16 protein-coding genes are annotated in these 20,452 nt (G+C 71.2%); 10 read left to right on the top strand and 6 right to left on the bottom strand.

All coding sequences use genetic code 11. From position 1 onward, the window contains the following. Nucleotides 1-16: 16 nt before the first annotated feature. Entirely contained in the window at nucleotides 17-1,045 is a 1,029-nt protein-coding gene (locus AB0F56_RS03040) for an adenosine deaminase (RefSeq protein WP_362003339.1), read from the bottom strand. Between the two features lie 75 nt (nucleotides 1,046-1,120). On the opposite strand from AB0F56_RS03040, the gene AB0F56_RS03035 reads away from it, so the two are divergent. Continuing rightward, nucleotides 1,121-1,792, top strand: a complete 672-nt coding sequence (locus AB0F56_RS03035) for a DUF4190 domain-containing protein (RefSeq protein WP_362003337.1) — start codon at nucleotides 1,121-1,123, stop codon at nucleotides 1,790-1,792. An 80-nt stretch (nucleotides 1,793-1,872) separates the two neighbouring features. On the opposite strand, the gene AB0F56_RS03030 is transcribed toward AB0F56_RS03035, so the two are convergent. Further along, nucleotides 1,873-2,421 (bottom strand): NADAR family protein, encoded by a 549-nt coding sequence (locus AB0F56_RS03030; RefSeq protein WP_362003335.1) that lies wholly within the window; start codon nucleotides 2,419-2,421, stop codon nucleotides 1,873-1,875. A 175-nt stretch (nucleotides 2,422-2,596) separates the two neighbouring features. On the opposite strand from AB0F56_RS03030, the gene AB0F56_RS03025 reads away from it, so the two are divergent. From AB0F56_RS03025 to AB0F56_RS03000, 6 genes are read left to right on the top strand one after another with little or no spacing between them, the layout of a single operon-like run. Further along, nucleotides 2,597-4,111: a gamma-aminobutyraldehyde dehydrogenase gene (locus AB0F56_RS03025; protein ID WP_362003333.1), complete on the top strand. Its 1,515-nt coding sequence runs from the start codon at nucleotides 2,597-2,599 to the stop codon at nucleotides 4,109-4,111. Nucleotides 4,112-4,140: 29 nt separating this feature from the next. Beyond that, complete coding sequence (locus tag AB0F56_RS03020) at nucleotides 4,141-5,388, top strand: spermidine/putrescine ABC transporter substrate-binding protein (protein ID WP_362003331.1); 1,248 nt, start codon at nucleotides 4,141-4,143, stop codon at nucleotides 5,386-5,388. Nucleotides 5,389-5,431: 43 nt separating this feature from the next. Continuing rightward, a complete protein-coding gene (locus tag AB0F56_RS03015; RefSeq protein ID WP_362003329.1) occupies nucleotides 5,432-6,583 on the top strand; it encodes an ABC transporter ATP-binding protein in 1,152 nt (383 codons plus the stop codon). After that, nucleotides 6,580-7,515, top strand: coding sequence for an ABC transporter permease (locus AB0F56_RS03010; protein ID WP_362003327.1), 936 nt, complete (start codon nucleotides 6,580-6,582; stop codon nucleotides 7,513-7,515). Before AB0F56_RS03015 ends, AB0F56_RS03010 begins: the two co-directional genes overlap by 4 nt. Beyond that, complete coding sequence (locus tag AB0F56_RS03005) at nucleotides 7,515-8,309, top strand: ABC transporter permease (RefSeq protein ID WP_362003325.1); 795 nt, start codon at nucleotides 7,515-7,517, stop codon at nucleotides 8,307-8,309. The genes AB0F56_RS03010 and AB0F56_RS03005 overlap by 1 nt, the downstream gene beginning before the upstream one ends. Before the next feature lie 36 nt (nucleotides 8,310-8,345). Next, complete coding sequence (locus AB0F56_RS03000; protein ID WP_362003323.1) at nucleotides 8,346-9,764, top strand: FAD-binding oxidoreductase; 1,419 nt, start codon at nucleotides 8,346-8,348, stop codon at nucleotides 9,762-9,764. 6 nt (nucleotides 9,765-9,770) lie between these two features. On the opposite strand, the gene AB0F56_RS02995 is transcribed toward AB0F56_RS03000, so the two are convergent. Next, nucleotides 9,771-12,038 (bottom strand): MMPL family transporter, encoded by a 2,268-nt coding sequence (locus AB0F56_RS02995; RefSeq protein ID WP_362003321.1) that lies wholly within the window; start codon nucleotides 12,036-12,038, stop codon nucleotides 9,771-9,773. A gap of 288 nt (nucleotides 12,039-12,326) precedes the next feature. Here AB0F56_RS02995 and AB0F56_RS02990 point away from each other — a divergent pair, with 288 nt between their 5' ends. Both AB0F56_RS02990 and AB0F56_RS02985 read left to right on the top strand, forming a co-directional pair. Next, complete coding sequence (locus AB0F56_RS02990) at nucleotides 12,327-12,797, top strand: hypothetical protein (RefSeq protein WP_362003319.1); 471 nt, start codon at nucleotides 12,327-12,329, stop codon at nucleotides 12,795-12,797. 206 nt (nucleotides 12,798-13,003) lie between these two features. Continuing rightward, the gene (locus AB0F56_RS02985; protein WP_362003317.1) at nucleotides 13,004-14,779 is read left to right on the top strand and encodes a glycoside hydrolase family 18 protein; all 1,776 of its coding nucleotides are present in this window, start codon (nucleotides 13,004-13,006) and stop codon (nucleotides 14,777-14,779) included. 74 nt (nucleotides 14,780-14,853) lie between these two features. On the opposite strand, the gene AB0F56_RS02980 is transcribed toward AB0F56_RS02985, so the two are convergent. From AB0F56_RS02980 to gabT, 3 genes are all read right to left on the bottom strand, one after another. Further along, complete coding sequence (locus tag AB0F56_RS02980; protein WP_362003315.1) at nucleotides 14,854-15,507, bottom strand: hypothetical protein; 654 nt, start codon at nucleotides 15,505-15,507, stop codon at nucleotides 14,854-14,856. 19 nt (nucleotides 15,508-15,526) lie between these two features. Beyond that, complete coding sequence (locus AB0F56_RS02975; protein ID WP_362003313.1) at nucleotides 15,527-16,030, bottom strand: phosphatase PAP2 family protein; 504 nt, start codon at nucleotides 16,028-16,030, stop codon at nucleotides 15,527-15,529. 363 nt (nucleotides 16,031-16,393) lie between these two features. Continuing rightward, a complete protein-coding gene (gene gabT / locus AB0F56_RS02970) occupies nucleotides 16,394-17,728 on the bottom strand; it encodes a 4-aminobutyrate--2-oxoglutarate transaminase (protein WP_362003311.1) in 1,335 nt (444 codons plus the stop codon). A gap of 562 nt (nucleotides 17,729-18,290) precedes the next feature. Here gabT and AB0F56_RS02965 point away from each other — a divergent pair. Continuing rightward, complete coding sequence (locus AB0F56_RS02965) at nucleotides 18,291-20,372, top strand: ATP/GTP-binding protein (protein WP_362003309.1); 2,082 nt, start codon at nucleotides 18,291-18,293, stop codon at nucleotides 20,370-20,372. Nucleotides 20,373-20,452: the final 80 nt, after the last annotated feature.

The following is a 20,452-nucleotide window of genomic DNA, read 5'->3' as shown; positions in this document are numbered from 1 at the left end:
CGGCTGAGGGCCGTCCCTACCGGCCTGCCAGCCACTTCTCCGTGTAGGTGTCGATCTCGGCGGCGATGCGGGCCTTGCCGGCCGGGTCGAGGAAGGAGGCCTCGACCGCGTTCTTGGCGAGGGCCGCGATGCCGCGCTCGTCGAGCTCCAGGAGGCGGGCGGCGACGGCGTACTCGTTGTTGAGGTCCGTACCGAACATCGGCGGGTCGTCGCTGTTGATCGTCACCAGGACGCCGGCCGCCACCATCTCCTTGATGGGGTGCTGGTCAAGGTCGGCGACCGCGCGGGTGGCGATGTTGGACGTCGGGCAGACCTCCAGGGCGATCCGGTGCTCCGCCAGGTACGCGAGGAGCTCCGGGTCCTGTACGGAGCTGGTGCCGTGGCCGATGCGCTGGGCGCGCAGGTCCTTCACGGCGTCCCAGATCGTCTCCGGTCCTGTCGTCTCGCCCGCGTGCGGGACGGAGCGGAGGCCGGCCTCGATCGCCCGGTCGAAGTACGGCTTGAACTGCGGGCGCGGCACACCGATCTCCGGGCCGCCGAGCCCGAACGACACCAGGCCCTCCGGGCGCAGCTCGACGGCGAGCCGGGCGGTCTCCTCGGCGGCCTCCAGGCCGGCCTCGCCCGGGATGTCGAAGCACCAGCGCAGGATGACGCCGAGCTCGTCCTCGGCGGCCTTGCGGGCGTCCTCGATCGCGGCCATGAAGGCGCGCTCGTCGATGCCGCGGCGGGTCGAGCTGAACGGGGTGATGGTCAGCTCGGCGTACCGGATGTTCTGCCGGGCCATGTCCCGGGCGACCTCGAACGTCAGCAACCGGACGTCCTCCGGGGTGCGGACGAGGTCCACGACCGAGAGGTAGACCTCGATGAAGTGGGCGAAGTCGGTGAACGTGAAGTAGGCGGCGAGCGCCTCGGGGTCGGTCGGAACCTTGGAGTCCGGGTGCCGGGCGGCCAGTTCGGCGACGATCCGGGGGGAGGCGGAGCCGACGTGGTGGACGTGCAGCTCGGCCTTGGGCAGCCCCGCGATGAAGGTGTGCAGATCGGTCATCGGATCATCGTAGGCCGGGCGGGACCCGGGCAGGGGGGAGGTCGTAGCATGGCGTGACCACGATGGGGGAGGCCCATGTCTGAGAACAGCGACCAGCCGCGGGGCGGGTACGACCCGGCGGACCCGTGGGCTCCGCCGAACCGCGACGGGGTGGAACTGAGCAAGCCGGCGACGCCCGCGCCCACGCCGCAGGACCGTCCGCCGGTCCACGACCAGCCCACGATGACCGCGATGCCGACGGGCGAGGTTCCGCCGCCGCCGGTGGCCCCGGGCGGGCCCGCGCCGACGAGTTCGTACGGCTACGGCTACCCGACCGCGCCGCCGGTCACGCCGGTGGCGCCGGTCGCGTCCTCGGGGTACGGCTACCCCGGCTACCCGGGCTACGGGACGGGCGGGGCGGTCGGCGGCTACGGCCAGCAGGGCTGGCAGCAGCCCCCGTCCAACGGCATGGGCACGGCGGCGATGGTGCTCGGCATCATCGCGGTGGTCGGCTTCTGCATGTACGGACTCGGGATCGTCCTCGGCATCCTGGCGCTGGTCTTCGGCGTCATAGGCCGCAAGAAGGTCACCCGGGGCGAGGCGAACAACGGCGGCATGGCGACGGCGGGCATCGTGCTCGGCGCGATCGGCATCCTGGTCAGCTCGGTGTTCCTCGGCTTCATCATCTGGGCGATCGCGCAGGGCGAGGAGTACGGCAGCGACGCGGACGACCCGTTCGCGACGAGCCTGGTCGTCGAGAACCGCTAGCGGGTACCGGTTTCGGTACGCAGAAGGGCCCCGCGCTTCCAAGGCGCGGGGCCCTTCTCCGTACCCGGGTCGGCCCGCTCTCAGCCGCCCCGCAGCCTCTCCCGCGCCTCCATGAGGGCGAAGCCCAGGAGGTTCAGGCCGCGCCAGCGGGACGGGTCCGTGGCGCGCGGGTCGTCCGCGGCGAGGCCGATGCCCCAGATGCGGTCCACGGGGCTGGCCTCCACCAGGACGCGGCCGCCCGTGCCGAGCAGGAACGCCCGCAGCCCCTCGTCCGAGGCGAACTTGTGGACGCTGCCCTCCACCACGATCCCGAAGCGCTCCCGCTCCCACACCGCCTGGTCGAAGCCGCGCACCAGGCGTCCGGCCTTCTTCGCCTCCGCGGGCGTACGGGAGGACAGCGCGGCGCGCTCCGCCTCCGGGTCGCCGAAGAGCCGGGCCTTCGCCGCCATCATCCAGTGCTCGGCGGTCGCGTACCGCACGCCCTCGACCTCGAAGGGTGACTCCCACCATTGGCTGAGACAGCTCGCCGAAAGCTGCCCGTCCGGGCTCGGCCGGTGGCCCCAGAAGGGCAGGAACTTGACCTTCTCGCCCTGTCTGACCTGCTGCGTCAATGTCTCGATCTGCCCCATGCATGGCAGTCTGGCAGCCGCCACGGACATTCCGTATGGAGATTTTCCATGGCCCTCGACACATGGTCGACCGATTCCGTCGCGTAACCAAAAGGCAACAACGGAATCACTTGTTGGTCGGATATCCCTCTGTCAGGATCGGCACTCAATTCGAGCTGGAACAACGGAGAGCGTCATGGGCAACCGCTTCCAGGTGACCGACCGCTTCGCGGACGGCGCACAGTACATCGGCGGGCGTCTTCGGCCCGGGACCTCGGAGGACGAGCACAGCGTCGTCGATCCGGCCACGGGGGAGAGCGTCTACACCTACACCCTCGCGTCCACCGCCGACGTGGACGACGCCGTCGCCGCCGCCACCGAGGCGTTCCCCGGCTGGGCGGGCGCGACCCCCGGCGAGCGCTCCGACGCGCTGCACCGCTTCGCCGGCGTCCTCGCCGAGCGCGCCGACGACTTCGCCCACGTCGAGTCCCTCCAGTGCGGCAAGCCGATCAAGCTGTCCACCGAGTTCGACGTCCCCGGCACCGTCGACAACACCGCCTTCTTCGCGGGCGCCGCCCGGCACCTCCAGGGCCAGTCCGCCGGCGAGTACAGCGGCGACCACACCTCGTACGTACGGCGCGAGCCCATCGGTGTCGTCGGCTCCATCGCGCCCTGGAACTACCCGCTCCAGATGGCCGCGTGGAAGATCCTCCCGGCCATCGCCGCCGGCAACACGATCGTCCTGAAGCCGGCCGAGCTCACCCCGCTCACCTCCCTCCTGTTCGCCCAGGCCGCCACCGACGCCGGCATCCCCGACGGTGTCGTCAACATCATCAACGGCGCGGGCCGCGTCGCCGGCGAGCACCTCGTCGGCCACCCCGGCGTCGCCATGACCTCCTTCACCGGCTCCACCCCGGTCGGCAAGCGGGTCGCCGAGATCGCCACCTCCACCGTGAAGCGGCTCCACCTCGAACTCGGCGGCAAGGCCCCCTTCGTCGTCTTCGACGACGCCGACCTGGAGGCCGCCGCCCACGGCGCCGTCGCCGCCTCCCTCATCAACACCGGCCAGGACTGCACCGCCGCCACCCGCGCCTACGTCCAGCGCCCGCTCTTCGACGCCTTCGTCGCCCGCGTCGCCGAACTCATGGAGACCGTCCGCCTCGGCGACCCCTTCGACGCCTCCACCGACCTCGGCCCGCTCATCAGCCACACCCAGCGCGACCGCGTCGCCGGCTTCGTCGACCGCGCCCGCGGCTACGCCACCGTCGTCACCGGCGGCCGGATCCCCGGCGGGGAGCTGAAGAACGGCGCGTACTATCTCCCCACCCTGATCACCGGGGCGGCCCAGGACAGCGAGATCGTCCAGTCCGAGATCTTCGGGCCCGTCCTGGTCGCCCTGCCCTTCGACAGCGACGACGAAGGCCTCCGGCTCGCCAACGACACCCCGTACGGCCTGGCCGCCTCCGCCTGGACCCGTGACGTCTTCCGCGCCAACCGCGCCACCCGCGAGATCAAGGCGGGATGCGTCTGGGTCAACGATCACATTCCGATCATCAGCGAGATGCCGCACGGCGGCTACAAGGCCTCCGGGTTCGGAAAGGACATGTCGGCGTATTCCTTCGAGGAGTACACGCAGGTCAAGCATGTGATGTACGAAAACACCGCGGTCGTCCGGAAGGACTGGCACCGCACGATCTTCGGAGACCGGTAGTCCTCCCCAACCCCCGGAAGGCACAGCGCATGGACCAGTACGAGCCCGACAGCCTGTCCGCCGCGCAACTCGCGGCGATGCGACGCAGTCTGACGAGTGGCCGGGGTGCCCTCACCCGCCGTTCGATGCTGCGCGCCGGAGGCGTCGGCGCGCTCACGATCGGCGGCCTCGCGTCCCTCGGCGCGTGCGGCATCCCGCCGGCCAAGCGCGAGGGCGAGGGCCCCGCGTCCACCGACTTCTCGGCCAAGGAGAAGCAGCTCAGCTTCTCCAACTGGACCGAGTACATGGACGTCAGCGAGGACGAGAAGTCCCGCCCGACCCTGGAGGCGTTCACCCAGCGCACCGGGATCAAGGTCAAGTACACCGAGGACATCAACGACAACGTCGAGTTCTTCGGCAAGATCAAGCCGCAGCTCGCGGCCGGACAGGACACCGGCCGCGACCTGATCTGCGTCACCGACTGGCTCGCCGCCCGCCTCATCCGGCTCGGCTGGGCGCAGAAGCTCGACGCGGCCAACCTGCCCAACGCGTACGCGAACCTCTCCGCGCAGTTCCGCCGCCCCGACTGGGACCCGGGCCGTGCCTACTCGTACCCGTGGACCGGCATCTCCACCGTCATCGCCTACAACACCAAGGCGACCGGCGGGAAGAGGATCGACTCCGTCACCCAGCTCCTGGACGACCCCGCCCTCAAGGGCCGGGTCGGCTTCCTCACCGAGATGCGCGACACCGTCGGGATGACCCTGCTCGACATGGGCAAGGACCCGGGGAAGTTCACCGACGCCGAGTACGACCAGGCGATAGGCCGGCTCCAGAAGGGCGTCGACAAGAAGCAGATCCGCCGCTTCACCGGCAACGACTACACCTCGGACCTGGACAAGGGCGACCTCGCCGCCTGCCTCGCCTGGGCCGGTGACGTCATCCAGCTCCAGGCCGACAACCCGGACATCCAGTACGCGATCCCCTCGGCCGGCTACATCACCTCCAGCGACAACCTGATGGTCCCGGCCAAGGCCCGGCACAAGGCCAACGCCGAGAAGCTCATCGACTACTACTACGAGCTCCCGGTCGCCGCCCAGCTCGCCGCGTACATCAACTACGTCTGCCCGGTCGACGGGGTGAAGGACGAGCTCGCCAAGATCGACCCCGAGCTCGCCTCCAACACGCTGATCCTCCCCGACAAGGCCATGGCCGCGAAGTCGCACGCCTTCCGCTCGCTGAGCAGCCAGGAAGAGACGGCGTACGAGGAGAAGTTCGCCAAGCTCATCGGCGCCTGAGCCCCCTGCCGTCCACCTCTTACGAACCCTGGGATCGCAACCCATGACTGACAAGAACACCGGCGGCGACGTCCGTCTCACCGGCATCAGCAAGACGTACGGCTCCTTCACCGCCGTCCACCCGCTCGACCTGACCGTCCCGCAGGGCTCGTTCTTCGCGCTTCTCGGCGCCTCCGGCTGCGGCAAGACGACCACGCTGCGGATGATCGCCGGCCTCGAGGACACCAGCACCGGCTCGGTCTTCCTCGGCGACACCGACGTCACCGACCTCCCGCCGTACAAGCGGCCGGTCAACACCGTCTTCCAGTCCTACGCGCTCTTCCCGCACATGGACATCACCGAGAACATCGCCTTCGGTCTGCGCCGGCGCGGCATCAAGTCCGTCAAGAAGCAGGTCGACGACATGCTGGAGCTCGTCCAGCTCGGCGACAAGGCCCGGCACAAGCCGCACCAGCTCTCCGGCGGCCAGCAGCAGCGCGTCGCCGTGGCCCGCGCCCTGATCAACCACCCGCAGGTCCTGCTCCTCGACGAGCCGCTCGGCGCGCTCGACCTCAAGCTGCGCCGCCAGATGCAGCTGGAGCTCAAGCGGATACAGACCGAGGTCGGCATCACCTTCGTGCACGTCACCCACGACCAGGAGGAGGCCATGACCATGGCCGACCAGGTCGCGGTGATGAACGGCGGCCGGGTCGAGCAGCTCGGCGCCCCCGCCGACCTCTACGAGAACCCGCGGACCACGTTCGTCGCCAACTTCCTCGGCACCTCCAACCTCATCGAGGCCGAGGTCGCCGAGACCGGCGGATCCGACCTGGTCGTGACGGCCGGCGGCGGCAAGCTCCGGCTGCCCGCCGACCGCTGTTCGGCGACCGTGCGCACCGGCGGCCAGGTCCTCGTGGGCGTCCGCCCCGAGAAGATCTCCCTCACCCACGCCGACGACGCGGCCTCGATAGCCGACGGCCGCAACAAGGTGACCGGCCGGATCGCCGACTCCTCCTTCATCGGCGTCTCCACCCAGTACGTCGTGAACTCGCCGGCCGGGGCCGAACTCCAGGTCTACGAGCAGAACATCGAGCGCGACGCCCGCCTCCGCCCCGGCGCCGAGGTCGTCCTGCACTGGAACCCGGCCCACACCTTCGGGCTCGACGCGGCCCAGGACATCGACGCGGGCGTGGAGACGGTGGAGGACGCCGGATGAGCACCTCCACCCTCACCAAGGAGGAGGAGACCGCGCCGACCGGAGCACCGGTGACGCGGAAGCCCTCCACCCGCAAGCGGCTCGTCCCGTACTGGCTGCTGCTGCCCGGCATCATCTGGCTGCTCGTCTTCTTCGCGCTGCCGATGGTCTACCAGGCCTCGACCTCCGTGCAGACCGGCTCCCTGGAGAAGGGCTTCGAGGTCACCTGGCACTTCCAGACCTACTGGGACGCCTTCCAGGAGTACTGGCCGCAGTTCGTCCGCTCCCTGCTGTACGCCGGTACCGCCACGCTCCTGTGTCTGCTCCTCGGCTACCCGCTGGCGTACATGATCGCCTTCAAGGCCGGCCGCTGGCGCAACCTGGTCCTCGTCCTCGTCATCGCGCCCTTCTTCACCAGCTTCCTCATCAGGACCCTGGCCTGGAAGACGATCCTCGCCGACGACAGCCTGGTCGTCGACGCGCTGAACGCGCTGCACGTCCTGGACGTGACCAGCTGGCTCGGCTGGACCCAGGGCGACCGCGTGCTCGCCACCCCGATGGCGGTGGTCTGCGGTCTGACGTACAACTTCCTGCCCTTCATGATCCTGCCGCTCTACACCTCCCTGGAGCGGATCGACGGCCGGCTGCACGAGGCAGCGAAGGACCTGTACGCGTCCCCCGCCACCACCTTCCGCAAGGTGACGTTCCCGCTGTCGATGCCCGGCGTCGTCTCCGGCACCCTGCTCACCTTCATCCCGGCGAGCGGCGACTACGTCAACGCCGAACTCCTCGGCTCGACCGACACCAAGATGGTCGGCAACGTCATCCAGTCGCAGTTCCTGCGGGTCCTCGACTATCCGACGGCCGCCGCGCTGTCCTTCATCCTCATGGCGATCGTGCTGCTCATGGTCACCGTCTACATCCGCCGCGCGGGAACGGAGGACCTGGTCTGATGCGTTGGATCCGTCGGAACCTTGTCGTCATCGCGGGCCTGCTGACGCTCGCGTACATGATCCTGCCGAACATCGTCGTGATGGTGTTCTCGTTCAACAAGCCGAACGGGCGGTTCAACTACGCCTGGCAGCGCTTCTCCCTCGACGCCTGGAAGGACCCGTGCGGCGTCGCCGATCTGTGCGGCTCGCTCACCCTGTCCCTGCAGATCGCCGCCTGGGCCACCCTCGGCGCCACGATCCTCGGCACGATGATCGCCTTCGCTTTGGTCCGCTACCGCTTCCGGGCGCGCGGCGCGATCAACTCCCTGATCTTCCTGCCGATGGCCATGCCCGAGGTCGTCATGGCCGCCTCCCTGCTCACGCTCTTCCTCAACATGGGCGCCGAGCTCGGCTTCTGGACGGTCCTGATCGCCCACATCATGTTCTGCCTGTCGTTCGTGGTGACGGCCGTCAAGGCGCGCGTGATGTCGATGGACCCGCGCCTGGAGGAGGCCGCCCGCGACCTCTACGCGGGGCCGGTGCAGACCTTCGTACGGGTCACGCTGCCGATCGCCGCCCCCGGCATCGCCGCCGGCGCGCTGCTCGCCTTCGCGCTCTCCTTCGACGACTTCATCATCACCAACTTCAACGCGGGCTCGACCGTCACCTTCCCCATGTTCGTCTGGGGCTCGGCACAGCGCGGTACGCCCGTCCAGATCAACGTCATCGGCACGGCGATGTTCGTCATTGCTGTACTGGTGGTGGTAGCCGGACAGATCATCACGAACCGGCGCAGGAAAACAGCGACAAGCTGAGATGACCCCGAGCAACACCTGAAGGAGTTGGAAACCATGGCCCCACGCGCCATGCGTCTCGCTGCCCAATCTCTCTCCGACGCCCAGCCCGTCCCCTTCTGGCTGGAAGACCCCGGCAAGCCCGGAGCCCTGCCCGCCCTCACCGGCACCGAGAAGTGCGATCTCCTCGTCGTCGGCGGCGGCTACAGCGGACTGTGGACCGCGCTCCTCGCCAAGGAGCGCGACCCCTCCCGGGATGTCGTACTGATCGAAGGCCGCGAGGTGGGCTGGGCCGCCTCGGGCCGCAACGGAGGCTTCTGCGCCGCCTCCCTCACCCACGGCTTCGGCAACGGGCTCGCCCGCTGGCCGGGCGAGCTGCCGAAGCTGGAGGAGCTCGGCGAGCGCAACCTCGACTCCATCGAGGCGGCGGTCGCCCGCTACGGCCTGGACTGCGACTTCGAGCGCACCGGCGAGATCGACGTCGCCACCGAGCCGTACCAGGTGGACGAGCTGCACGAGGTGTACGAGGAGATCGAGCGGCTGGGTCTCGCCGACGGCCTCGACCTCCTCGACGGCGACGCGGTCCGCGCGGAGGTCGACTCCCCGACCTTCCTCGGCGGCCTGTACGACCGGCGCGGCGTCGCCATGCTCAACCCGGCGAAGCTGGCCTGGGGCCTCAAGCAGGCCTGCCAGGACCTCGGCGTACGGATCTACGAGAACACCCCGGGCCTCGACCTGGTCTCCGTCGGCGCGGGCATGGGGGTGCGCACCCCGTACGGCAGGATCCTCGCCCGCCGGGTCGCGCTCGGCACCAACGTCTTCCCGTCGCTGGTCAAGCGGGTCCGGCACTACACCGTCCCGGTCTACGACTACGCCCTGATGACCGAGCCGCTCTCGCCCGAGCAGCTCGCCGCCGTCGGCTGGAAGAACCGCCAGGGCCTCGGGGACAGCGCCAACCAGTTCCACTACTTCCGGATCACCGCCGACAACCGGATCCTGTGGGGCGGCTACGACGCGATCTACCGCTTCGGCGGCAAGGTCAGCGCCGAGATGGACCACCGCCCGGAGACGTACCTGAAGCTCGCCGAGCACTTCTTCCACTGCTTCCCGCAGCTGGAGGGGCTCCGCTTCAGCCACGCCTGGGGCGGCGCGATCGACACCTGCTCGCGTTTCTCGGCCTTCTTCGGTACGGCGTACCAGGGCAAGGTCGCGTACGCGGCGGGCTTCACCGGCCTCGGCGTGGGCGCGACCCGCTTCGGCGGCGACGTGATGCTCGACCTGCTCGCCGGTGAGCGCACCGAGCGGACCGAGCTGGAGATGGTCCGCTCCAAGCCGCTGCCGTTCCCGCCGGAGCCCATCGCCTGGGCGGGCATCGGCCTCACCAAGTGGGCGCTCGCCCGCGCCGACGAGAACGGCGGCCGGCGCAACCTGTGGCTGAAGGCCATGGACCGCGTGGGCCTCGGCTTCGACAGCTGAGGTTTCTCAGGCGCTCTTCGATGCCCCCGTCGGCCCTCCGGCCGACGGGGGCATCTCGCTCTCGCCCTCGGTGTCGACGTGCGGCAGGATCCGGTCCAGCCAGCGCGGCGTCCACCAGGCCGACTTGCCGAGCAGCGTCATCACGGCGGGCACGAGCAGCAGGCGCGCGACCGTCGCGTCGATGAGCACGCTCGCCGCGAGACCGAGGCCCATCATCTTGATGACGATGTTGTCGTTGAGGATGAAGGCCGCGAAGACGCTCACCATGATGAGCGCCGCGCAGGTGATGACCCGGGCCGTGATCTCCAGGGCGTGCGCCACGCTCGCCTTCGCGTCGCCGGTGCGCAGCCACGCCTCGTGGACCCGGGACAGCAGGAAGATCTCGTAGTCCATGGACAGGCCGAAGACGATGGCGAACATCATCATCGGCACGTAGCTCTCGATGGGCACGTCGCCGGAGACGCCGAGCGCCGGGCCGCCCCAGCCCCACTGGAAGACGGCGACGACCACGCCGTACGAGGCCGCGATCGACAGCAGGTTGAGCACCGCGGCCTTGAGGGCGACGAGCGGGCCGCGGAAGACGACCAGGATGACGAGGAACGCCAGGGCCACGACCACCGCGATGATGAGCGGCAGCCGGCTGGAGACGATGTCGAGGAAGTCGACCTGCGCGGCGGTGGTGCCGGTGACGTACGTGTTCGCGGTGGTGCCGCTGACCGCCTGCGGGAGGACGTCGTCGGTGAGGTGATTGGTCAGGGACGTGGTCTTCTCGTCCTGCGGGGCGGCGACCGAGTAGGCCGTCGCGAGCAGGACGTCGCCGTCCGAGGTCGGCGTCAGCGGGGTGATCAGGAGGGCGTCGGGAACGTCGGTGAGCGCCTTCTGCGCCTGGCTCGCCAGCGAGGAACGGTCGGCCTCGGCGACCGAGGTCTGGTCGATCACCAGCGTGAGCGGCCCGTTGGAGCCGGGCCCGAAGGCCGCGGTCATCAGGTCGTACGCGCGTCGGTCGGTGAAGGACGTCGGGTCCGCGCCGTCGCCGATGTGTCCGAGCTGGATGGAGAAGAGGGGGATGGCGAGCACGGCGAGGACGACGACACCCGAGGTGAGGAACCACCAGGGACGGCGTTCCACGCGCTGGGCGTAGCGGTGCCAGGTGCCGGTCCCCTCACCGGTGGTCTCGTCGACCTCGGCCACGGGCTCGCGCAGGTGGATCCGGTCGATGCGGCGCCCGATGAGCCCCAGCATGGCCGGGACGAGCGTGAGGGCGCCGATGACGGCCGTGACCACGGTGGAGGTCGCCGCCAGACCGAGCAGTCCGATGAAGCTGAGACCGGAGACCCAGAGGCCGCACAGGGCGATGATGACGGTGCAGCCCGAGACGAGGACGGCCCGCCCGCTGGTCGCCGTGGCGACCCCGGCCGCCGTCACCGGATCCTGACCGTTCATCAGCAGCTGCCGGTGCCGGGTGATCAGGAAGAGGGCGTAGTCGATGCCGACGCCGATGCCGATCATCGTGGCCAGAGTGGGGGAGACGGTCGCGAAGGTCCACACGGAGGCGAGGAGACCGAGCGCCGAGAGTCCGCACAGGGCCGCCACGAGCGCCGTGACCAGGGGGAGCACGGCGGCGATCAGACTGCCGAACCCGATGATCAGGACGACGATCGCGACGCCGAAGCCGATCGCCTCGCTCACCCGGTCGTCCGCCTCGGGCCGGGCCAGTTCACCGAGCGAACCGCCGTACTCGACCTGGACCCCGGCGGCGCGCAGGGGCTCCACGGCGTTGTCCACCCCGGTCAGGTAGGCGTCGCCGAGGGTGCTGGGCTGCACACTGAAGCGGACGGTGATGTACCCGGTCTTCCCGTCGGTGGACAGGGGCCCGACGTTCGGCGTGCCCGGGGGCGGGGTGGGCGGCTGGCTGCCGGGCGCCGGCAGCGGGCTCGTGGCGTTGAGGACGTCCGGGAGCTTCGTCAGCGAGTCGACGGTGGACGAGATCTGGCCGCTGACGTCGGTGAGCGGCTTGGCATCGTCGTACAGCACGATCTGGGCGCTGTAGCCGCCGGCGGCGGGCTCGTGCGCGCGGAGCACGTCGAGCCCCTCCTGGGACTGGGTGCCGGGCAGCGAGTAGTTGTCGGAGTACTCGCCGCCGTACGCGTTGTTCAGCGCGATCAGGGCGCCCAGCGCCACGACCCAGGCCACGAGCACGACGACGAAGTGCCGGGCCGACCACTCGCCCATCCGCCGCAGCAGACCTTTGCTCCGAGGGGTCGGGTTCGACATGGGGGCTCCCGGGGCGAGTGCGGCGCGCGTACGGAGAGTCATACGAACACGCGGCGGCGGGCGGGCCCGGGAGCCGCCGACCCGGACCAGCGCTCTCCACCCGAACGGGCGCGCGCCGAAGGGTGAGGGGCGCAGTGCGGGCGGTACGCGCCCCGGGCGCACCCCAATCGCATGCGATGTGACCCAGCTCACTACCAACTCGTGGCCCGAACCCGCGTAATGATCGTCACCGAGCCCGCTCTCTGCGTGTGGACACCGTGTCCGTACAGGGAAGGGAGGCCGTAGGCCATGACTGGTTCGGGGGCGGCCAAGACCGCGGTGGAGTGGCTGGCGTCGGTGGCACCGGATCCCGACGCCTGCCGCTGGGAGTGGGAGCGCAATCCGCTGGGGATCGCGCTGCTGCCGGCCGGCAGGCGGTGGGACGTACTGATCCTGCCGGGGGAGCTCGGGTACCCCACGCTCGACGTGCTGACCCGGCTCGTGGACCGCCCCGGCCCGGTCCTCGCCGACTTCGGGGAGGCGCGGATGGGCTTCTTCGTCCCCCCGGGCACCGCCTCGCGCTGGCTCGGCACGGGCGTGCGCAGCGCGGGCCGCGGCACCTGGATCGTCGTCCCGTACCCCGGCCGGACGACCGGCGGCGTCCGCTGGCTGGTGACCCCGGACGGCAGCGGCACCCTCAACGACGCGGCGCTCCTGGAGATGGCGATGCACGAGGCGGCGGGCGGCCTGGCGCGGGGGGAGGACGGGCAGAGGCCCTGACCGGACGGAGAGAGGCCCTGACCGGATGGGTCGACGTCTCGCCCGGGCGGACAGAGGTCTTGACCACTTGATTGGTCTGGACCATGCTGTGGCGCGCTCGTTCCACCTCGATTCCCCCACCCCCGGAGGCAGTTGTGGACCGCACCACAGAATCCCGAGGTACAGCACGTACCAGACGTACCGGACGCCGAGGCGGCAGGCCGCTCGTGCTCGCCCTGGCGGGAGTGCTCGCCGCCGGCGGGCTCGTCGCCCTCACCCCCGTCGCCCAGGCCGCCGACTCCGAGCTGGCCCGCAACGGAGGCTTCGAATCCGGCCTGGACGGCTGGAGTTGCACGGCGGGCAGCGGAGCCGTCGTCCCGTCCCCCGTGCACGGCGGGACCAAGGCCCTCCTTGCGACCCCGGCCGGCAGCGACCAGGCCAGGTGCTCCCAGACCGTCACCGTGAAGCCGAACTCCGCCTACACGCTCAGCGGTTGGGTGCGCGGCAGCTACGTCTACCTCGGCGCGTCCGGCACCGGGACCACCGACGTCTCCACCTGGACCCAGTCCGCCCCCGACTGGCAGAAGCTCAACACCACCTTCACGACCGGCGCCTCGACCACCTCCGTGACCCTCTACACCCACGGCTGGTACGGCACCGGCGCCTACCACGCCGACGACATCTCCCTCTTCGGCCCCGGCGGCGACCCCGTCCAGATACCGGCCGTCCCCACCGGCCTCGCGGCGGGCTCCCCGACCTCCTCCTCCGTACCGCTGTCCTGGCCCGCGGTGCCCGGAGCCACCTCCTACAAGGTCTACCGCGGCGGCGTCCTCGTGGCGACGGTCACCGGCACCTCGTACACCGCGACCGGCCTCGCGCCCTCGACCTCGTACAGCTTCCAGGTCTCCGCCGTGAACAGCGCGGGCGAGTCGGCCAGGTCCGGGGCGGTCTCGGCGACCACGACGTCCGGCGGCGGCGGGAACCCGGGCCTGCCCGCCCACGCGCTCGTCGGCTACCTCCACGCCAGCTTCGCCAACGGCTCCGGCTATACCCGGATGGCCGACGTCCCCGACTCCTGGGACGTCATCAACCTCGCCTTCGGCGAGCCGACCTCGGTGACCTCGGGCGACATCCGCTTCTCGCTCTGCCCGGCCACGGAATGCCCGACGGTCGAGTCCGTCGCCGACTTCAAGGCGGCGATCAAGGCCAAGCAGGCGGCCGGCAAGAAGGTCCTGATCTCCATCGGCGGCCAGAACGGCCAGGTCCAGCTCTCCACCACGGCCGCGCGCGACGCCTTCGTCACCTCCGTCTCGAAGATCATCGACGAGTACGGACTCGACGGTCTGGACATCGACTTCGAGGGCCACTCCCTGTCGCTCAACACGGGCGACACGGACTTCCGCAGCCCCACGAGCCCGGTGATCGTCAACCTGATCTCGGCGATCAAGTCCCTGAAGGCCAAGTACGGCGCGGACTTCGTCCTGACGATGGCCCCGGAGACCTTCTTCGTCCAGCTCGGCTACCAGTTCTACGGCTCCGGCCAGTGGGGCGGCCAGGACCCGCGCGCCGGCGCCTACCTCCCGGTCATCCACGCCCTGCGCGACGACCTCACCCTGCTCCACGTCCAGGACTACAACTCGGGCCCGATCATGGGCCTCGACAACCAGTACCACTCCATGGGCGGCGCGGACTTCCACATCGCGATGACCGACATGCTCCTCACCGGCTTCCCGGTCGCCGGCAACACCGACCGCGTCTTCCCGGCCCTCCGCCCCGACCAGGTCGCCATCGGCCTCCCGGCCTCCCCGAACGCGGGCAACGGCCACACCACCCCGGCCGAGGTCAACAAGGCCCTCGACTGCCTCACCAAGAAGACGAACTGCGGCACCTACCAGACCCACGGCACCTGGCCCGCCCTGCGCGGCCTGATGACCTGGTCGATCAACTGGGACCGCTTCAACGGCGGCGAGTTCAGCCGGAACTTCGACACGTATTTCGGATAGGCACTGCCAACTGAAGCCGACGGCACGCGGTACGCACGGAAGGGCCGGCCGCGCGGCCGGCCCTTCCCGCTGCCTCAGCCCGCCGTCGCCGTACGCGCCTGCAGGCCCGCGCGGTGCAGAGCCCGGGTCATGGCCGGGAGGTCCGGGGCGCCCCCCTCCTCGGAGGTGGCGAACGTCGCGAGCAGCTCGGGGGTCAGGCTGTGCCGCTCGGCGTGGGTCAGGAGGGTCTCGGCGGCCGCCCCGTCGTAGCGGACGTGGTCGTCCAGCAGGCGCAGGGCGTCGGTCCGGTCGGTGAAGCGGCTCATGCCGCAGTCGAGGCCGTCGTCCTTCAGGTCGTCCGGGTACGGTGCGCGGGCCCAGGCGCCGTCCTCGTACCAGTAGACGCAGCCCAGTTCGTTGCCCGCGAGGCGGTCGCGGAGCTCCTCGTACGGGAGCCAGTCGGGGCCGCCCGCCAGCATGTCGACCGGCGGCGTGTGCCACTTGCAGTCGCTCGACTCGTCCTCGCCGAAGAGCACCCACCGGCCCTCGCCGACGCGGGAGAACGTCCACCAGGTGCAGCCGGAGTCGTCGAGGTGGAGCCCCTCGTCGTCGATCCAGCAGCCGGTCCGGTACCTCGTGCTCTCCTCGGCCTCCGTGGTCGCCTGCACGACGGCCACCAGGGCCCACCGCGCCCACAGCACCTCGGGGGACGGCAAGTCTTGGGGGAGGCCGGGTCGTTGGATCGTCATCTCTGCTCCGGGTCGTCGCTCACGAACGTGAGGGGCGACCGTACCGCTCGGCGATCACCGGCCAGCGCAGCAGGGGCACGCAGAGGGCGAGCGAGGCCAGGACGTCCAGGGGCCAGTGGTAGCCGCGGAGGATCAGGCCCGCGCCCGTCAGGGCCGTCAGGAGGGCGGCGAGGGGGAGCAGGCGGCGGGAGACCAGCAGGGCCGCGCCCACGTACGCCACCATCGCCGTCGCCGTGTGGCCCGAGGGGTAGTAGCCGGCCGCCCAGGGTTCCAGGGGGCCCGGGCGGGCCGTCCACTCCTTCAGGGGGATCACCAGGAGCGGGACGGCGGCCATGGTCACGCCCGCGAACAGGGCTTGGGCGCGGCGGCCGCGCCACACCGCGTACGCCATCGCGCAGGCCAGGACCGGGAGGGCGACCGTCATGTTGCCGAGGTCGGCGCCGAGTTCGGAGACGGGGCGCGGGACGAGGTCCACGAGGGAGCGCGAGACGCGCTCGTCCAGGCGGGCCAGGGGGCCCTCCACCAGGACCTGCCAGGTGACGACCGCCAGCAGGACGACCGAGAAGAAGACAGCCGGACGCCCCGGAACAGGGGGGGTGGTTCCGGGGCGTCCGAGGTGATCGGGCTGCCGCGCGCCCCGGGGGGTGTGGGGCGGGCGGACGTCCGATCGGTGAGGAGTTCCGGAGCGCGAGGCTCCAGTGGTGTGCGCCAGGGCGCGACCAGGACGGGGCTGGGGAGGCTCCGGCCTGTTGTCGCCCGCAGTCTCCTGCGAGCGGGGTGTTTCTCTCATCTGCAGAAACCGTACGGCAGACACAAGGGGACCGACAGCCGGATCTCCATCCCGCCATCGGCCCCCCACACTCTCTTCACACCGCGTCTGATCGGATCAGATCTGGCCGAACGCGTTCTCGATGACGTCGAGACCCTCGTTCAGGAGGTCGTCGCCGATGACCAGCGGCGGCAGGAAGCGGAGCACGTTGCCGTAGGTTCCACAGGTCAGGACCAGCACGCCCTCGGCGTGGCAGGCCTTCGCGAGCGCGCCCGCGGCCTCCGGGTTCGGCTCCTTGGTCGCGCGGTCCTTGACCAGCTCGATGGCGATCATGGCGCCGCGGCCGCGGATGTCACCGATGGCGTCGAACTTCTCCGCCATCGCCGACAGGCGGGTCTTCATGACGGACTCGATGTGCTTCGCCTTGGCGTTGAGGTCGAGCTCCTTCATCGTCTCGATGGAGCCGAGCGCGCCGGCGCAGGCCACCGGGTTGCCGCCGTAGGTGCCGCCCAGGCCGCCGCCGTGCACGGAGTCCATGATCTCGGCGCGGCCGGTGACGGCGGCGAGCGGCAGACCGCCCGCGATGCCCTTGGCGGTCGTGATCAGGTCCGGGACGATGCCCTCGTCCTCGCACGCGAACCACTGGCCGGTGCGGCAGAAGCCGGACTGGATCTCGTCGGCGACGAAGACGATGCCGTTGTCGTTGGCGAACTTCACGATCGCCGGCAGGAAGCCCTTGGCCGGCTCGATGAAGCCGCCCTCGCCGAGGACCGGCTCGATGATGATCGCGGCGACGTTCTCGGCGCCGATCTGCTTGGAGATCTGGTCGATCGCCTGGGCGGCGGCCTCGGGGCCGCAGTTCTCGGCGCCGGTGGGCCAGCGGTAGCCGTAGGCGACCGGCACGCGGTAGACCTCGGGGGCGAACGGGCCGAAGCCCTGCTTGTACGGCATGTTCTTCGCCGTCAGCGCCATCGTGAGGTTGGTGCGGCCGTGGTAGCCGTGGTCGAAGACGACGACGGCCTGGCGCTTGGTGTACGAGCGGGCGATCTTGACCGCGTTCTCGACGGCCTCGGCACCCGAGTTGAAGAGCGCGGACTTCTTGGCGTGGTCGCCCGGGGTCAGCTCGGCGAGGGCCTCGCAGACCTCGACGTAACCCTCGTACGGCGTCACCATGAAACAGGTGTGGGTGAAGTCGGCGAGCTGCGCGGCGGCGCGGCGCACGACGGCCTCGGCGGAGGCGCCGACGGAGGTCACGGCGATGCCGGAACCGAAGTCGATCAGGCGGTTGCCGTCGACGTCCTCGATGATGCCGCCGCCGGCCTTCGCGGTGAAGACGGGCAGCACGGAGCCCACGCCGCCGGCCACGGTGTCGAGGCGGCGGGCCTGAAGCTCCTGCGACTTCGGGCCGGGAATGGCGGTGACGACGCGCCGCTCCTGCGGGACAGCGTTCATGCGAGGCTCCTGGGGTGTTCTGGACGCTCTTGTGGGTTTCTTCCGCAGGCTAGGCGCGGGGGCGGGACACGGGCATGCGCCGATCGGGAGTGTTGCGGGGTATGTCGTTGTCCGGTCTGGACATGGCGGCGGGGAAACCGCTCCGGGCCGGGCCGTGCCCACTAGATTGACGGTGGCACAGATGCGGCGACCTGGCTGGTCAGGGGGCAGGGGTTTCATGGAGACCGAAGGCACGTACGAGTCACGCGACACCCGGGGGAGCGGCGAGCCGCGTGAGCCCCGGGGAGGCGCGGTTCCGCGCCCGGCGGGGCCGCCTGTGCCGGCAGGCCCGCCCGCGCCGTCCGGGCAGTCGGGCCCGCCCGCGCCCTCCGGCCCTCCGCCCCAGGCGGCTTCCGCGGCTTCCGCGAGGGCTGCCGCGGCGCCGTCCCGCGTACCGGCGCCGCCGTCCCACGCGCCCAGCCGGCTCGGGGTCGCCGAGTGGCTCCGGATCCCGCGACCCTCCGCCGCCCCCGGCGTCTGGCGGCTCGGGCACCGCGAGCGGCCCGCGCAGGAGCCAGACCTCGTGCCCGGCCGCCAGCTGGTGACCGGCGCGTTCGTCGCGTACCTCTGCGGCTGGCTCCTCTGGTCGCTCCTCTGGAACGGCTATCTGGAGGGGTGGTGGATCTTCGTGAACGACTGGTGGCTGCTCCCCATGCTCTGGCTCGTCCCCGACGAGTGGCGCAACCCCGTGAGCCCCGACTTCGAGGTCTACGTCGGCGCCACCTACCTCTGGTACGCGATCCTCCTCGCCCTCTTCGCCGTCGGCTTCGGCCGCGTCGGCAACTGGCGCGAGGTCTGGCAGCGCTACGGCGTTCCCGTCTGGCCGCTCTTCGTGCTCCTGCCGGGCGTCTGGCGCGACATGCCCCGTACCGTCACCTGGCTCACCTGGGTCTCGAACCTCTACTACGTCCTCCTGATCGCCGCCCTCGTCGCCGCTGTCGGCCGGGTCGGCGCCTGGCCGGCCGTGCGGCGACGCCTCGGAACCGGTGACTCCGCGTCCGCCGCCCCGCCGGCCCCGCCCCGGCCCGAGGCCGACCCCGCCGCCTGGCCCGAGCTGCGGGACGCCGGGCTGCCCGAGGCCGCCGACCGGCTCGCCGAGGCGACCCGGCAGGGTGCGCTCGGGGACGTCGACTACGCCCGGATCCGCCGGGCCTGGCAGGGCGTACGGACCCGGCCCGAGCGCCTCGCCGCCTTCACCGAGGCCGTCCGCACCCGGGGCGCCGCCGCCTGCGGTCACCCCTCGGGCCTGCGCGACCTGCCCGTCCGTACCGCCACCCACGACCTCGCCACCGGCCAGGTCCTCATCGGCACCGCCGCCGACCACCCGCGCAACCCCTACGCCCGGCGCACCACCGGCGTCGCCCTGGAGCCGGCCGTGCTCGGGACCTCGCTGCTCGCCGTCGGGCCCGCGGGCGCCGGGAAGACCGTCCGGCTCGTCCGGCCCGTCGTCGAGGCGCTCTGCCTGCAGGCCCTCGCCAACCGGGCCGCCGTCGTCGCCGTCACCGCCCAGGGCGCGGGGATCGGCCCGGACGACTCCTTCGACGTGGTCGTCTCCGTCGGGCGGCCCGGGTCCACCCACGACCTGGACCTGTACGGCGGCTCCGACGACCCCGACGAGGCCGCCCGGATCCTGGCCGAGGCCCTCGTCGGGGACCTCACCACCGACAGCCGCCGGGCCGGCACCGCGCTCGCCCAGCTGATCGGCCCGTTCCGGACCGCGCACGGCCGCTTCCCCGGCGTGCCCGAGCTGCGCGAGCTGCTCGCCGGGACGCCCGAGACGCTCGGCGCGCTCCGGGCCGCCGTCGCCGACGACCCCGCCCAGCTGCGCGAGCTCGACGCGCGGCAGCGCCAGGCGGACCGCGGCGACGAGGCGGGTGTCCTGCTCGCCGAGCGCATCGCCTTCCTGGACCGCCCGGCCTTCGCGGGCTTCTTCCGCACGGAGGGCGAGGGAGCGAAGGGGGACGACCGTCCGCAGTTCTCCCTCCGGGCCGTGGAGCACCCGCTCCGCGTCCGCGTCGACCTGCCCGAACGCGGGCACGCCGAGGCTTCCCGGATCGTCTCCCGGCTGTTGCTCGCCCAGTTCGCGGAGGCCGCCCTCGCCCGCCGCGACCGCTCGCTCTTCGCCTGCCTGGTCCTCGACGACGCGACGTACACCGTCACCGGCGACTCCGTACGGGCGCTGCAGCGGCTGCGTTCGGCCAACGCGGGCGTCGTGCTCGCGCTCCGCAGCCTGGAGGACGTACCGGAGGCGCTGCGCGGGCCGCTGCTCGGCGCGGTCGGCTGCCGGATGGCGTTCGCCGGGATCGCGCCGTGGGACGGCGGGCGGTTCGCCGAGACCTGGGGCACCGAATGGGTGCAGACCCGGGACGTCACCAACCGGCAGATCATCTCCGACGAGCCGCTGACCAAGGCCCTGCACTTCATGCGCCGCCTGGTGACCGGCCGGGCGGCGACGGCGGAGGCCGTGACCGTACGGGAGGTGGAGCGCGAGCGCTGGTCTTCCTCGGACCTCGCGCACGCCGTCCCCGCCGGGCACGCGGTGCTCTCCCTGACCCACGTCCGTGGCGAGCACACGCCACCGCTCCTGGTGGACCTGCGGGGCTGACGGGCCGAGGTCGGCAAGGGCGCATTGTGGCCGAGGCGGTGCGCGGGGTGGCCGAGTCGAGCCGAAGCGGGCACGCGCGG

This window comes from Streptomyces sp. NPDC026092 (assembly GCF_040638605.1).
Lineage (GTDB): Bacteria > Actinomycetota > Actinomycetes > Streptomycetales > Streptomycetaceae > Streptomyces.
This window is presented reverse-complemented; position numbering and strand designations above follow the sequence as displayed.